The organism is Xenorhabdus sp. PB30.3, assembly GCF_963895965.1.
In the GTDB taxonomy this organism is placed as follows: Bacteria; Pseudomonadota; Gammaproteobacteria; order Enterobacterales; family Enterobacteriaceae; genus Xenorhabdus; species Xenorhabdus stockiae.
Genome location: NZ_CAWQMW010000112.1, coordinates 1 through 15,999, shown reverse-complemented (window position 1 = coordinate 15,999; position 15,999 = coordinate 1). Strand labels below are relative to the sequence as shown.

Annotated in this window: 12 protein-coding genes; all 12 read right to left on the bottom strand. The window is 43.5% G+C overall.

Annotated elements, in window-relative coordinates:
* Positions 1–3 precede the first annotated feature (3 nt).
* The 12 genes from AACX38_RS07320 to AACX38_RS07265 all read right to left on the bottom strand — a co-directional run bounded on the left by AACX38_RS07320 (position 4) and on the right by AACX38_RS07265 (position 15,765).
* Positions 4–2,685, bottom strand: a complete 2,682-nt coding sequence (locus AACX38_RS07320) for a putative virulence factor (RefSeq protein WP_228863841.1) — start codon at positions 2,683–2,685, stop codon at positions 4–6.
* Positions 2,685–5,705 carry a virulence factor SrfB gene (locus AACX38_RS07315; RefSeq protein WP_228863840.1) on the bottom strand — a complete coding sequence of 1,007 codons (3,021 nt, stop codon included), beginning with the start codon at positions 5,703–5,705 and terminating at the stop codon, positions 2,685–2,687. Before AACX38_RS07315 ends, AACX38_RS07320 begins: the two co-directional genes overlap by 1 nt.
* A 4-nt stretch (positions 5,706–5,709) precedes the next feature.
* Positions 5,710–7,146 (bottom strand): SrfA family protein, encoded by a 1,437-nt coding sequence (locus tag AACX38_RS07310; protein ID WP_228863839.1) that lies wholly within the window; start codon positions 7,144–7,146, stop codon positions 5,710–5,712.
* 336 nt (positions 7,147–7,482) lie between these two features.
* A complete protein-coding gene (locus AACX38_RS07305; RefSeq protein WP_228863838.1) occupies positions 7,483–8,163 on the bottom strand; it encodes a DUF7424 family protein in 681 nt (226 codons plus the stop codon).
* A 245-nt stretch (positions 8,164–8,408) separates the two neighbouring features.
* A complete protein-coding gene (locus AACX38_RS07300) occupies positions 8,409–9,263 on the bottom strand; it encodes a tagatose bisphosphate family class II aldolase (RefSeq protein WP_228863837.1) in 855 nt (284 codons plus the stop codon).
* A 9-nt stretch (positions 9,264–9,272) separates the two neighbouring features.
* The gene (agaF, locus tag AACX38_RS07295; protein WP_228863836.1) at positions 9,273–9,722 is read right to left on the bottom strand and encodes a PTS galactosamine/N-acetylgalactosamine transporter subunit IIA; all 450 of its coding nucleotides are present in this window, start codon (positions 9,720–9,722) and stop codon (positions 9,273–9,275) included.
* A gap of 9 nt (positions 9,723–9,731) precedes the next feature.
* Complete coding sequence (locus AACX38_RS07290) at positions 9,732–10,628, bottom strand: PTS system mannose/fructose/sorbose family transporter subunit IID (RefSeq protein WP_228863835.1); 897 nt, start codon at positions 10,626–10,628, stop codon at positions 9,732–9,734.
* Positions 10,618–11,409: a PTS N-acetylgalactosamine transporter subunit IIC gene (agaW, locus tag AACX38_RS07285; RefSeq protein ID WP_228863834.1), complete on the bottom strand. Its 792-nt coding sequence runs from the start codon at positions 11,407–11,409 to the stop codon at positions 10,618–10,620. The genes AACX38_RS07290 and agaW overlap by 11 nt, the downstream gene beginning before the upstream one ends.
* A gap of 11 nt (positions 11,410–11,420) precedes the next feature.
* Positions 11,421–11,903: a PTS N-acetylgalactosamine transporter subunit IIB gene (agaV, locus tag AACX38_RS07280; RefSeq protein WP_099121837.1), complete on the bottom strand. Its 483-nt coding sequence runs from the start codon at positions 11,901–11,903 to the stop codon at positions 11,421–11,423.
* A 14-nt stretch (positions 11,904–11,917) separates the two neighbouring features.
* Positions 11,918–13,114, bottom strand: coding sequence for an SIS domain-containing protein (locus tag AACX38_RS07275; protein ID WP_228863833.1), 1,197 nt, complete (start codon positions 13,112–13,114; stop codon positions 11,918–11,920).
* Entirely contained in the window at positions 13,111–14,406 is a 1,296-nt protein-coding gene (locus AACX38_RS07270) for a D-tagatose-bisphosphate aldolase, class II, non-catalytic subunit (protein WP_228863832.1), read from the bottom strand. Before AACX38_RS07270 ends, AACX38_RS07275 begins: the two co-directional genes overlap by 4 nt.
* Positions 14,407–14,931: 525 nt before the next feature.
* A complete protein-coding gene (locus AACX38_RS07265; protein WP_228863831.1) occupies positions 14,932–15,765 on the bottom strand; it encodes an alpha/beta fold hydrolase in 834 nt (277 codons plus the stop codon).
* Between the last annotated feature and the right edge of the window lie 234 nt (positions 15,766–15,999).

The following is a 15,999-nucleotide window of genomic DNA, read 5'->3' as shown; positions in this document are numbered from 1 at the left end:
ACATTACTCCGACGACAATTGAATACGTTCAATAATGGTGCCCAGCCGTTCGTTTTGAGCCGCCGTTATTTCGCGTCCGGCAGAATGACCGACATTTTCTTTAATCATTTCTTTCAGACCGATCAACCAATCAAAAATAAATATGGCGCTATAGTTCAGTGGTTCGCTTGTCAAACGGTACAAATATCCATCGTCTTTCCACAATGCCGGATCATGTTTATTGGGACCGGAAAAGAGGGGATGCCCTTTGTTATATTTGCTCACCGGCCGTTTTTCTTTCGTAATTTTTTGGTATCCCAGCCAAGTGATGAAATCGTTTATGACGTTCAACACACGGGACACCTGACGTTCTACCATTTTCTCCCGACGCACACCTGCTTGTTCTGTATTTGCTAATACATTTACCAATTCACCTTCAATATCCATTCTCTGGATCGCAGTGATCAATTCATCCACCAGTGTTTCAATTGTTGGTCGGGGAAGGCCGATAAAATTTGTTACGTTCGTCTGCTCTGGTACGGTACGCAGGTAATTAACCCATAACTTAATTGCCTGCTGAGCAAACATTTGTTCATGGCTGAGTGCTGATATACTTTCATCTGATGTATCGCTGAACAGATCAAAATCGCTGCCAATCCCGAAGGTCGCGATTGATTCATTGCTTGCCTTATCATCATCAGGTAATTCCAACGGAGTTTCCTGCATATAAAGCTCTTGTAGTGCTTTCCGTTGAGGGATCAAACTCACCAGTAATTCACCATGCATTCCCACCCGACGCTGTAACACCTTGAGAATATCATCTGCAATACGCTCTTTTTTGGCGGATTCTTCAGCATTATCCTGCTGAAACCACGCAATTAAATTTCCTTCAATCAATTCATGGCGGGTTTCATGTAACTGTTCAGCAATACGTTCTAACTTGATTTCACGCTGGGCGACAGTAGCTAAATAGTCTGCCAATCGACGCATACCACCATCATTTAGCTGCAACATGGCATCCCATGCCTGATCCGGGAAAGCGATATGACGCTGAATAGCACTATCTTCCAGAAAGGTTTTTTTCATCAAGGTCAGTTTTGGCTCAGTTTCCTGATTGAGTCCAACTTCATTTCCCTCTTTCATCATAATAAATGGTGTAGCCTGACGTGGTTTACGTACCAGAAAAGTATTGTTAAAAGCACAATCAGGCTGCCATTCTTGCATCCATGGAAAATGGCCGAAACGTTCGGTCATGGTGATTTTGACCATTCCACCTTGTCCCCACACCTCACGCAACATATCTTCTGATTTATTCAGCTCTTGGGTGATCCGTAAATCGAGTTTAGTGATTGCCCAAACTAATCCCGATGGACGACGGGAACGGCTGGCCGCATCCACTCCTTGGGTATAACGGATCCACTCGTCGAGTACTCCACCAACATCTTTCACATTAGATTGTTCATTCGAAGGGGTACAAACGACTAAAACATTCATTTCCTGATTGACGGTATAACGCTCAAACAAATAAGCCACTTTGCCACGCAGAATCAACTGTGCCAGTGGGTTGCTGTCATCGTTTTCAGTCATTTGCTGAAAATAAGCGGTAGACTCCACTCCCAAACGCCCGCGGTAACCGGGGAAATCCAATAAATCGACATCTTCAAATAATCTTTCTTGTGTAGACGAAAGTAGAGGAACATGTAGCTCTACTGTCAATGCCGTGAGTTCAGCCAAAGAAAGAGATACAGGTGCAGATAGACCATTCTCCAGCTCAGGACATACCTCTACCTGTAGATCATTACTTTTGTTAAGGCGTTCCAGCATATCGACATTCATAATGCTGTTACTCTGTACTAATCGGCCATTTTGCTCAATGACTAAGACATTAAGCGGTGCTCTGACGACACCAGCCCCTCCCAGACGCTGTAATGTATGCGCAAAGCGACGATAAGCCTCTGTGAATTCACCGATATTTCCCCATAATTCACTAAACAGCTGCGCTCGATCATCAATCGATAACCACGGTGCAAGCTCCACCGCTGCAGGCCAGTATTGCAATGCCATTTTACTCTGGCTTTTTTCCGCATGACGAATCAGATAGTCCCACAGAGAAACCACATCATCTTCCGTTAAACCTGATACTTTCCGTGTCTGGCGGCGGTTATTTAGTGAGGTAATTAAGTCACCTATACGTTTTTCATCATAACTCCAGTCAATCTTTTCCTGATTGAAATCATGAATGAACGTATTCGCGAAGATCTTAGCGATTTCCACTTCACTAAATAGCAGCAATTCAATCGGCCAGTCTGGATTGGAGGAATGTGATTGACGGCTAAAGCGTGTTACTAGTCCTGTTGCCTCTTTGCCACCACCTGGTGGGTTAATATGCTCGATAAAATCCAGTTGGTGCTGCCCCATTTGGGTTTCTAACCGCCCATTATCCCCAGCTGCTAATGAAGAAATCAGATAGGATTTCCCCGCTTGAGAAAGACCAAAAAAACCGATGGTCATGGGACGCATAGCTGCCGTTGCCAGTCTTTTGGCTGTGTTCCGGCTACGGCGCAATTTCAGCTTTAATCGATCTGCTTCAGTATTGAGACGTGGTGCATTTTCACGAACATCGTCAATCCATTCAATCGCCTGATTTGCACCTTCTGCAACACTAAGCCACTCTCTTTTTAACTGTTCAGGAGTAAAATGATTCATTAGATTTTAATACTTCCACTGTCGAGCCAATAATGAATTTCACCCAGTCCATTGCCGGCTAATGTATTCAATTTAAAACTAATATCCTGCTTACGAGGATTTTGTTCAGAACCAACAATATCTATTTCACTGATACGGAATTTTTCAGGGCTGCCATTAGCTTCTGCATCTGGCCCACGTCCCTCTTCTACTTCCAACTTCAGCCTCAGTACTGCATCACCAGATAAAGCCGTCGCTAAACGTGCCCCCGGAATTTTTAAAGTATACAGTGGCGTCGCAGGCCAACGCTCATTATCAAGCTGGCGAAAACCGATTCGCATTTCACCACGTACTTCAAAATATTGGTGATTATCCAATTGGAATCCTGGTGTGTCTAAATCAATGTTTCTATAAAACACGTTGCTGTCTTTCAACAAGTTGTTACTGTCAAGCATTCCCAGATAACGGATTGTTGAATAAGGCTTAAAATTGGCAGTACGGAAGTAAAAATTACTCAGACGTGATTTTTCCGCCAGAAGACACAACATTGCGCCCACCGCCGCAGTAGATTTAGGATCTTCAATCAGACCTTTTTTATTGAACGGATACCACCCCCCAGTTTCATAACCATGTAAAGGGAGGATACGGGCAGGAGGAACTGGCTGTAGCTGACGGATTAGTGCCTGAATTCCGGGTAAACGAGAGGGACGCCCGGTTAATAACAACATATCGCAATTGTAATACCAAAGCACTTCACACAGCGCTCGCAGGCTATGACAAATATTGAAACGAATATTACAGACATCAATAAACTCATTATGAAGCTTCGTTAAATTGATATTCAACGGTACATCAAGTATTGAAAACGAGTTATTGTTCCCTATCGGTAAACAACGTTTAATTTCATCATCCACATAGTTACATACCTTATCTGTAGGCAGATGGGGGAGTAACTCACCAAATGTTGTACTAATAACCTGCTCACTGGAGCCTGAGGTAAATTTCTCATAGCGATGCAAAATAGCCAGTGCTATAGGTGAAAATATCTGCAATGTCAGTTGCTGACGTAATACCTGCTTACCCGCATCCAATGCTTCGCTGCCGAACAGACGCGACATCACCGCTTCTGCATCTAGATCCTGATAGCCAATATTCAACAAAGCGGCCTTGAATGCAGGTTGTAAATAAAATTGGATGATATCTAATAAAATATCGTCACCGGCAACTTTAAAACCTTCACGAAATAGCTGTGTCGGTACAATACGTACATTGCTACCATTGCCATCATCTAAGGTATAGCGGGTGACCACTAAATCGGTTGTTCCACCGCCAATATCAATCGAAGCAATTTTTAATGTTCGCGTATCACCAGTTTCTGCTTGGTTATCCGGACGAATTGTTGCAGCAAAAAACTCCTCACTTCGGCCTCCAAAATAGTTTTGGGTTTCGTTATAAAGATAAACCAACTGACCACAAGTCGCTTCGTCCCACTTTACATGCACTTCCGGCAGAATACGTTGACGCAAAACGTTTTGTTCTTCTCTTCCGCTTTCATCCACTCCCTGATCCATTTCCTCCCAACCCAATGCCTTCCAGACCAGTCTGATTGCCTGCATCATCGCCTGCTGGAAAATTGTACGCTCCGGCTTAGGCATAGATGGTGGTACGGTAAGGATAATGTTATTTAGCTGGCGAGGAGTACTGGCATGACTCATCTTCAAACGCTGTGCCGGGCTGTTAATCTGCATCAACGCTTGAGCCAATACTTCAGATAACATCATCGTCATCAGGGAGCTGCGGCTATAATCTGGAGTAAACACAGGCATACGTTCAGACGGTTTTAACGCATACAAAGCCTCACCTTTATCGTTGATCATATAAGTCATCGGTGCCGCTGTTGCCTGAGGTTCACGATCCGACTTCACAAAAGCGCGACTAAAACGCCAACCCGGAGAATAAGGAGCCTCATCCCACAAATAACGTTTTGGGCTGGAAAGCCCTGTTGACCCTTCTGTTCCCAAGCGTTGAGATGCCATTCGGAAGGCTTCCTCTCCTACCCGGCCAATAGTTGGCCAGGTAAAGGCATCACTACGGCCACTTTTAGCAGAAAAATCCTGTTTACCAAATTCTGCCTGAGCAAATTCGAGCCGACTGTCAAATGGCTCCGTATAAACATACTGAGGCTCACTTAAGTCACGCAACTGCAATTGATATTTTTGAGATAATCCCTGATTATCATCCCGGTGTTCTTCAATTAAAATCCCACAACTGCGTGAGTTGCCTACATCAAGCACTAAATCAACATTAATTGGGTTATTCTGCAGTTTGACATCATTGAGCTGGATGTCAGGAACTTGCAACAACACATTAATAACATTAATTAAATTAAGATAATGCCCTTGGTGTTCTCTCTGATTCAGGTTGTGCTCAATATCTTCATGATATAGACGCCACAATGCAACCGCACGCTCGGAATAGCTTTCCCGCAACCAATCATCTACCCACTTCAATAACAAAAAATCCCCCATTTCATGGTGATTTTCTGCCAGTGCAAAACCCACCCCAGAACGGACATCATCATCACAGGGAGCCAGATATTGTGTATTCCTTCTGTCTGGAAGGACTTTGGTATCAAAAGCCAAAGTGACGCGCCACGTATTTCCTTGCTCATCCGGTGTATCAAGTGCATGAAATTTTATTCGTGACCAGTTAGTTGGCCCCTGAGCAAAACATTTTGGGGCGTTAAAACGGAAGAATGGTAGTGGTAACCAGATATCATTATAAATCTCAAGAGACTTTTCTAATGCCAATGAGTAATCAGGTTCTGCTGAAAATGCAGCAGAACCTGATGAGGCAGGAACCTGAAAAGTATCTTCCCGTTCATTGTACACCAGACGAACAAGCGGATTATTCTCTCCTCCCAGCAAAAATTCGCCGTAGATTTTGCGGTTAGGAAGTGCAAAAGCAAAATCCAGAAACTGAATACCACTGTCACGAATCAGAGTAACTTTTTCTTTAAAATCAGTAATAGTTGCCAGCATGTCGTTAATCTGCCTCTCGCTTTATCGACATAGGAAATAAGGTTTTTTCGTTATAGCGTCCTTTGCACGCCGTTACACCTTGACTATCTGACTGACAGATAACTTCAGGCATAGTATAAGTTGAACCATCGCTGCACTTTGCTTCATCATGGTTATCCAATTTTAAGCTACCGGATTCCATAGCCGCTGTGACAGGTGCTTGGCAACGAATACCATCTCCACGAACCATTTCAACAAACCCTTTTCCATCAGTAATTTGATACATCAGCCTGAGGGGTTTACCCGTTCGGATATCCTGAATTCCTGCCCCCGCGTACCAACGTCCATTGAGAAAATCAACGGTTCCTTTTTGTACAGCATTATCAGGGATCACTAGTGCATCAACAGATGGAACTGTTAACAATACAGGGGAGGTATTAGCGGCTGTTGATAACGGTGAAGGTATTGATACCTTAGCAGATGTAGAATTCATGCCTACAGTCGGTGTAGTAGGTACATTTGACTGTGTAGGGAAAGTTGGATTCATTGAGTCGATAGTATTTGTCTCTGGCGGAGAAACAGCTATTTCTGGTGGTAATAATATTCTTTTTCCATCTTGCAAGTTTTTCTCTTCCTGCATTGGAAGTTCAGAAACAAGATGAGTGGAAGGTGATACTCCCCAAAAATACCAATTGGGTACGCAGCCACGCAGTAACATAAGTAATATAAAAAGCAATAAAATGGGTAACACCCACCACAACCAACGTGGTATTACCCAACGCCGAGTCTGTTTTCCCGCTGAACGGGATATTGAAGTTACTTCTTCTATTATATTTACAGATGGCTTAGCCAGTGTTGTAGAAACAGGCGGGATACCAGTAGATTCTCCAGTATTAGAGGGGGCAGGACGTTTTAATTTTAGGCAATCAAAAGGATTAGGGCGAGCCTGTTGCTGAGCATTGACAAATCCCCAAAAAGTCAATACGGGTTTACCATCGACCAAATATACATGATCCTTATCAGGGAATTGTATAGTCTTACTCAACAAGGCCCCAAAAAGACGCATTTCATGCGTCTTTTGACTTAACATTTGAGCACTGAGTTGCTCGATTGCCGCTTTATTAGCGTCCAGTTGTTTCAATGCAGCTTGACGTTCATCATCCGTTGCAGCCGCCCAAGGAACAACATTACCGGAAAAGCTCGCGTACCAATCAATGCGATCACCCTGTTCATTAACTTGCGGAATAGCCAGTGAGTTAGCTACTTCAGAAAGCTGCCGCAAACGTAAAGTTTCACGTAATTGTAGTGCCGAAAGGTGGACGGCCTGACCATTCTCTCCCATTGGTAAATAACTTTCGAGCTTATCACCACGTAAAAATGTTTCTTCCACGGTAAACCGTTCCTTGTTATTAAAAATACACATTGATGCACTTCTTTTGCCCAACAGAGTAGAAGAGTTCATAAATAGCAGCAATTCCGAAAAATCACACTGCGGAAAAAACGACTACACATATCAAACAGGAGGCATCTTTAGATGTTATTGTAACTATTGCGGAATGGACAGTAAAACCTTAGTGGTTTAATTAGATTACAGGAATTACCGACCGATCTATTTTGATTAGACCGGTTTTACCACGTCTTCTCCGGTGCAATATGGATGGAGGAGCCCACGGGGAAAATCCCATGAGACGGAGCCTCAAAGCTATGACAGACGGTCAGTTCTGGGGGCGTTAATCTGAAGCCGCATTCCTGCGGCCTCATTATTGGAAATAATTATTTTAGTTCAGGACATAAACAACTATTTTTTAGCTGCCTGTAAGAAATCAAAATAGTCAGGCGTGACAAGAAAAGGAACAAGTTCGCCCGTAGATAAAGCTGAGTTGGAAACATCGGATAATCTGAATTTCATTTCCTTCGCTAGGTTGACTCCATGTGCTACAGCCGGATAATCTTTATTTTTCGCGCTTGTCACATAAGTGCCAAAACTAACCAGTGTTGGTACGGGTTTGGCTCCTCTTTCCAGAATAATAGTCATTCTGATATCAAGTTTTCCCATCATGTCTTTTTGTGCCTTTTTGATTTTCTCAAGCACATCTTTTGGGATCAGCGCACCCGCATAGGTCTTTTCATTAGAAAGAATAAAGACATCTGCATCATTACTTAGACCGTTTTCCGGTAATACCCCCACAGCAACAGGAATAGTGAAATGTGCATAGGAATCAAATTTCTTACGATAGCACTCTACATACTCGGCATTTTTAAAAATAGTGGGGATTTTCTTTTTTAATTCAATGACATTCTTTGATTCTTTACGGGAATCTTCGTAATCATTACAGGATGAGACTTCAATATCGATGTTGCCCTTAACCAGTTTATGTTCAACCGAGGTAAGATCATCCGTATTCACTTTTGTTTCAACATCAACCTTACAACCAGAAAGGATAAGCACTGAGCTTGCAATCGCTAACCATTTGTTCATTTTGAATACCTTTAGATAACCAAAGTACTTTCATATAGTTATCATATCCAATCGTAACTAGCTTGTAGTTTTCACTACTTTTGTGACATCGATCAAGACCTTAACATATACTCAATGAATCTTGAGTTTCGTCTCAGTGGCAAGAGAAAGAACCTCCAAGAGCATAAATGATTATGTGGCTGGGGTGAGCTAGCTTAGCTAACAAAAAGAGGAAATTTAAAAGAAAGATGGAAGGTATATAAAACTTATACCCTCCCAGCACTACCACAAATAGTAATTTTCTTCTCTACTACTTTCTGCATCGAGATTTTACCTGGTGTGATATATTTTCTCGGATCATTAGCATCAGGATACTGAGCGAAATAGGCTTTTACCGCATCAGCAAAAGCAATTTTTAAATCTGTTGCGACATTGACTTTACAAATGCCCAGTGCAATTGATTTATGGATCATCTCCTCCGGTATGCCGGATGCCCCATGTAAAACCAATGGAACCTCTACGTGACGATGAATTTCTTCCAGACGTGAGAAATCCAGATGAGGTTCTCCGTGATAAAGCCCGTGTGCAGAGCCAATGGCCACTGCCAATGAATCTATTCCGGTTCGTTCAACAAATTCTTTCGCGGCTAATGGGTCGGTATAAAAACTGTCTTTACTGTCAACTGTCAAATCATCTTCCTGCCCTCCCAGCCTTCCCAGCTCGGCTTCTACACTGGCATCAAAACGCTGACATAAACGTACAACTTCAGCCACCGTAGATATATTTTTTTCGAAAGGGAAATGAGAGCCATCTATCATAACTGAACGGATCCCTGTTTCTACTTTGTGACGGATGTCATTGATATCTTCATGATGATCAAGATGCAGTGCCAGCGGGAGTTTATTGATCATCGCGGCTTCTTTACAGATAGAAACCATGTATTCAAGACCTGCATAAGTGAAGGTACCCGGAGTTCCGGCCAGAATGACCGGAGACTCCATTTTTGCCGCTGTTTCAACCACAACCTGCACCGTTTCCAGATTATGGACGTTGAATGCCGGAACGGCATAACCTTCCCGTTGGGCTTTTTTCAACATTTTACTGTTAGAGATTAAAAACATACGGACTCCTCAGATACCATCTGTGTCATCAGATAATACCTGTTGTTTTACTTGTTGTTGCTGTTGCTGCTGGTGCCACAGACTGGTCAGCCCGCGATGCCCACATTCCAGTGCCATATCACGAAACTCAACCGCATTCATCTCATCACGTACCATCATCATTTCAACAGCGAGTTGCATATTCGTACCCGTAATAACCTGCCACTGAGGGTGAATTAAAGCCAGTTGAGCCGCCTGACGAAAAGGAGAACCCCCCAACAAATCTGTCAGGAAAATCCCCCCTTTCCCCGAATCACACGCCTCTCTGGCGGTATATAATTCCTGAGACAGTTGCTCTGTGGTCATACCATCGGGAAAATCAATGGCAATGCATGACGACTGTTTACCAATAATCTGCACCACCGCCTGTAGCAGACCACTGGCAAACATCCCGTGTCCTGTGATTACAATACCCAGCATGTTTTTTCCTTATAAAAATCCCACCAATTTACCAACAACCCCAAATACGGCTGTGATACCGATAAGTTTTACTGGCGAGAAACCGCGTTTCATCAGCCAATAAACCAGCAAAGTAAAGGTGAGAGGCAACAAATTCGGCATCAGTTTATCGAGGACGTCGGTCTGCAATGCGATTTTTGCCTCACCAGCCTTCATAACAAAAGGTGTCGAAAGATGGACATAAGAAGCAACAAGCGCACCAATAACCGTCATACCGACAATCGAAGCAGCATGAGAAATGTTTTTTGTATGAACTTTCAGCATGGTTATCGCTTTAGTGCCGGTGTGATAACCATAATGTGCCAGACCAAAACGCAGTGCAAAGTGCACAACATTGAACATCAGAAGGAACAGAATAGGACCCAGAATACTGCCCTGTAACGCTAATGACGCTCCGATACCCGCACAGATTGGCAATAATGTTAACCAAAACAGCGCGTCACCTATTCCGCCTAATGGTCCCATCAGGGCAACTTTTACCGCGCGAATAGTGGAAATTTTCTCTTTACTGCGCTCCATCGCCAACACCAGACCAGACAGGAAAGTCACATCAAACGGATGGACATTGAGAAATTCCATGTGCATTTTCATCGAACTAGTCAAATCGTCGGGGTTTTTGTGGATCTTACGCAACGACGGGATGAGCGTGTAGAGCCAGCCTCCAGCCTGCATACGTTCATAATTGAAAGAAGCCTGTAACAACAAAGAACGCAAAGCCATGACGTTGATTTCACGTTTAGTTAAATCTTCTGCCGGTGTCATATCGATATAGTCATCACGATCGGCTGAGTTACTATCCTGAGCGATATCCTTTCCATGCTTGCGACTTTTTTCAGACACTGCCTTATCCAGTTTATTAAATACCATCTTGCATCTCCTCTGCGGAATTTGACTGTGATGCTGTACCTTGCGGGTTCCCATTATCGTCACGAGTACGATTGAAAAAATCGATTAAAGCAATTGCGAGTGCACCCAGCGCGATAGCAATGATCGGCAATTGCAGGAAAGTGACTGAAATAAAACCCAGAATGAAATAAGCCACATAGGTTTTTTTCATCATGACTTTCATTAACAGAGCAAAACCAATAGCCGGCATCATGCCACCCGCAACAGAAAGACCATCAAGCAGCCATTTTGGTGCTTGTTGTACAACGGCTCTGGCAGTATCTGCACCAAAGTAGATAGGCAGGAAGGCAACAATAAAATAGAAGCAGAACAGGATAATGAGACCAAAATAGTTAACCCATTCTATCCCGCGCCAGTTGCGTTTTTTTGCCATCTGATCGCATTTGTGCATCATCGGTGAATAAATGGTAAACAGCAGTGTGATACAGCCCTGCACAGCGATAGCAAAAGGCACTGCAATACCCACCGCGACTTTAGGATCAGCCTGTGTGAGAATGGCAAAAGTCGTCCCGATTATCCCGCCAATCACGACATTGGGGGGTTGGGCTCCAGCCAGCGGCACCATTCCCATCCAGACAAGTTCTAACGCGCCACCAACTAATAACCCAGTCTGGATATCCCCTAAAATCAGTCCGACCAACGGCCCGATAACAACCGGGCGGTGGATATGTGTCAATCCATTGAATAAATCAATCCCTGCAATCCCTGCCAGTATTGAGATCAAAAGTGCGTCAACAAACATATTCACACCCCTCAGTTCAGAAGATTAGCGATATCCTCACCCGATTCATCCGGTACACGACGGATTTCACAGGGAATACCCCTTTTTTGTAATTCGATAAAAGTCTCAATATCCCCTTTATCAACAGCAACTGTTTTATGGATCTGCGTTTTTCCTTCTGAAAAATGCATATTTCCGATATTTACAAAATGGATTGGAACATTACCTTTTACGAGCGTCAGCACATCCTGCGGTGTTTTACAAACGATGAAAATTTTCTGCCGTTCAGCAGCCTTATGAATAACATCAATCGTTTTTTGCAGAGTAAAATAGCGGGTCTGGACACCATCAGACATCACCATGTCCATAAGAGACTGCTGAACAAGATCATTTGCTGCTTCGTCATTCGCCACCACAACCAGATTGGCACCCAGAGAATTTGCCCAGGTAACGCCAACCTGCCCGTGTATCAAGCGATTATCGATACGGGTTAATAGGATATTTGGGGTAGACATGAGAACTCCTTTTACTATTCTGATTGGGTATAGGGATAAATCTGAACGCCTTTTACTACCCGGTTAACTTCACCTGTCGGGCATGGGTTATCGGGGGAAAGGCCAAGCGCCAGTGAGGTTTCAAAACCCAGTAGCTGAAAAAAAAGTAAATACGGAAAAATAAGCCAGCTATCCGGTAAATCCGTAGTAATTTCCAGAGATTCAGGGTGAGGCTGACTGGTTAGGACGATGATTTGTTTTGCCAGACCATCGCGTCTGAGTTCATTGAGCAAATCGATATCATAATGGCGGCAATGGGGATCAGCGGAGAGCATCACAACCACTAGCGTATCATGATCAATCATAAACTTCGGCCCGTGCCGTACTCCCATGCAAGAATCATAACGTGTTGCTATCCGGCCTGCGGTTAATTCCAGCATTTTGAGCGCACCTTCTTCAGCAATACCCGCAAAACCGGCGGTACCCAGCGCAATCATTCGCTTGAATCCCAGCCCGATAATTCGCTGGATAAGCGGTTGCCAGTCAGGTGCCTGTGTTTCACACAGCGCAGCTACTCTTTCCAGAGCATCTTTTTGCTTTGTCATATCAAAAGTCCGCTCACCCAGAAGTAACAGCGTTGCCATCGCCATACAGCTGAAACTGGAAGTCATGGCAAAGCTACGATCGTTGGCCCCTTCCGGCATAATTAACGAACAAACATGTTTTCTGTTCTCAGCATAACGAGCCAGTTCCCCTTCCGGATTACAAGTCAGGATCAGATGATGGCAATCAGCCAGGAGAGAATCAGCCAGTTGAATGACAGCAATACTTTCAGGGCTGTTACCTGAACGGGCATAAGAAACCAGTAAAGTGGGTTTAGCCGTATCCAGATATTGCAGGGGAGCAGGGACAATATCAGTGGAGGCAATGGCCTGAATATCAGGCCCGCATTTATTTCCGCCACCCAATTTTGCCTCAGACCACCAGATTTTACGCAGATAGGGAGCAATCGCCCTCCCCACAAAGGCCGAAGACCCTGCTCCACACAAAATGATCTGTAAACCCGGTTTTATGAGCAACTGCTGGAGAAAAGGTTGCCAGTATGGCTGGTTGTGTTGCAGTTCATGATACAGAGTACGCCACAATCTGGGCTGATGCTGGATCTCTTCCGCTGTATGATGTGCCTGATGTTCAGTCAACCACTGAGTTGAATAAGGGAAAAAAGCCGTCATAATGCAATCCCTCCTGCTTCACAAGCCTCTGCGTAATCCCTCAGTATCTGTCGGATTTTGTCCATAACCCATAATTTGGGGTCATCATAAGCAAGACTACCTGCATTAATGGCTTTGGCCTGTTCAGGCAGATACTGGCTTATCATGGAAAGAGGAAGCGGTCTGCGCCGCAGGTTAGAGATCAACTTTTCAACAGCAGATTCAATTTCAGAATTGGCCCAGTAGTAGCGGATGCGATCACTAAAACTATATTGGCGATCAAGATGCTGTTCATGAGCATTGCCTTTATAGTACGAACGCCAATATTCCGGCTGATTGCACATCACCTGCTCCAGTGTTTCACTTAAGTGAACAGCCTCTGATTCTCCATTCCATTCGCGATCCAGCTTATCAAGGGCAAACAACCCTTCCCGCAGGGCAAAGGTCAGTGCCGGACCCACTTTCAGAATGGCAAAATGATCACGAACCAGATTGCGATAAGTTTGTGGTGTCTGGTAATCCGTTGAATGGGCTTCATAAACAATATTCGGCTGTGTCGCGATATACTGACTGAGCGAATACGCTTTTTCCGGTTGATAATGTTCAATTTGGTGATTACCGAACTCAACACCCGGCTGCACAACCAATGCAATGACTCGCGGCCAAACATGTGCCAGATGTGCTTTCACCCATTCTGCCCGATGAATTTTCAGTGTAGATGCCGCAGAAACAGAGGTAGTCACTTGCATTTCATCCACAACATCTTCCGTCGTTCCCCCCGGAACAGGAACTTCTGTGCCAATCACATAAACCGGTTTTTCACCACCATTGTTCTGCCAGCTTTGTTCGGCAGCCAGACAAAGACGGGCTGCCCGTTTAGCCACAATGTCGTCAGTCAATGGAACAGGGTCATCGGCGCAGGACATGGAGCAATCGAGATGAATTTTACGAAAGCCAGCAGCGACGTAATCATAAATAAGGGTTTCTGCAAGTGTCATCGCTTCTTCAGCAGGTTGATCCTGCCAGGCGTTAGGCCCCAGATGGTCTCCTCCCAGCCATATTTTTTCTCTCGGAAAACCGACTGAATCTGCGATCTCCCAGACTCTATTACGAAAATCAGCGGGCTTCATTCCGGTATAGCCACCAAACTGGTTAACCTGATTGGATGTGGCTTCAATCAATACGTGAGTTCCCCGTTCTTTAGCGAACCGGAGTGCACTTTCCAGTACCCAGGGATGAGCGGAACAAATAGAGTAAATGCCGACTGATTCACCCGATTTATGTCGATGGATAAGCTGTAATAGCGATTGCATAATGTTTCATGTCTCCAATACCTTAAATAGACTAATTTTTAGTGTCATTCTTCATCCCTACTACTGCACTACACGGCGCTTATGGGCTTGAGTAATCAGTATGTTGGGCAAAAAGTGATAAGCAAAAATGACGGGAGAAAATGATTAAGCATTGGTATTAATAACACGGAAACATTACAGCAAAGGAAAACAACCGAAACTGTGATCCTGATTAAAAGTTTATTTTTTCGGAAAGGTGTGGAAAAAATACTTATTTTTCACATAAAAACAAAACATAATTTCTTTTAATAAATTTTAACCAAAGATTTATAATTGGGATATTCAATAAGCTAGAAAATTTATGACAATATTAAACGATATATTTTGTCGAAAATTAATAAGAAAAATTACAGAATTGTCCAAGTGATGGAAATCACAAAACAATAAAAAGTCTCATATGTCTGACTAATTTTAGGCTGGGCGCTTACATGGATATATCCAGATAAATAATGCAGGTAATTCCCAGCCGCTAATTAAACGAATAGATTAAAAATCACAAAGAAAATCAGCCAATATAGGATTAAATCGGGTCGGAGCTTCCCAAAACGGAGCATGATCCACACCTGCCAAACTAATAACCTGCTCCTGCCAAAGATTTTGGTAATTCAGGCCTTCGATATACTGCGCATTGATGAACGGATCTCCGCTCCCATTGACGATAGCCAAAGGTATTTTGCTCGTTTCAGCCAATAATCGTTGATCTGTTGCCTGTGGAGAAGTAAAGGCTTCAAACATATACTGGCGTGATAAACCATCCGTTCTCGCCACCGCATCAAGAATAAACTGATCATGAGGCGCATTAATACCTACTGTCTCATAGGCATAATTTTTCACATCCTCTTCAGTAAAATCAGCCTTACCGGCAAGCCCCATATGTTCGCTCTGACGAAAACCAAGTGCGACATTATCTTTACCGGCGGCTACAGGTGGTGTACCACAAATCATCAACCCAATCATTTTGGGAAACAGAGCCAACATTTCCAGCCCTATATGCCCACCTAATGACCAGCCGAAAACAACAACTCTGTTTATGCCGATCTTTTCCAGTACTTCAATAACAGTATGGGCATAGGCAGGCATTGAATATGCCTTACGGGGCTCACTGGCATTGGAAGATGCTCCGTGCCCCGGTAAATCAAGAGCCAAAACCCGATAATTCTTTTTAAAGTACTCTACTTGATGGCAAAATATTTCTTTACTACTTGAATTGCCATGTATAAACAAAACAGGTAACCCGTTACCGCCAGAATCCGATACTGAAATACGCGCATAACGGGTTGATACATCATAGTAATGAATACCATTGTGTGTAGCAGCCATGATTTATCTCCTGATGAGGTAATAACAGAGTAGTCTTTATATAGGGAGAAGTTATTAACGACAGGCCTTCATAAAATTAGCATGACTCTACGGTATTTTTACTCGCATCTCAATGAATAACATTCATATACAACTGATCTTTTTCATCAATGATTTTTAAATAAATAATGTAAAGAATCGATTTATCAAAATCATAAATAATTTATAACCATCTTATCTCAAGTTATTTTTTAT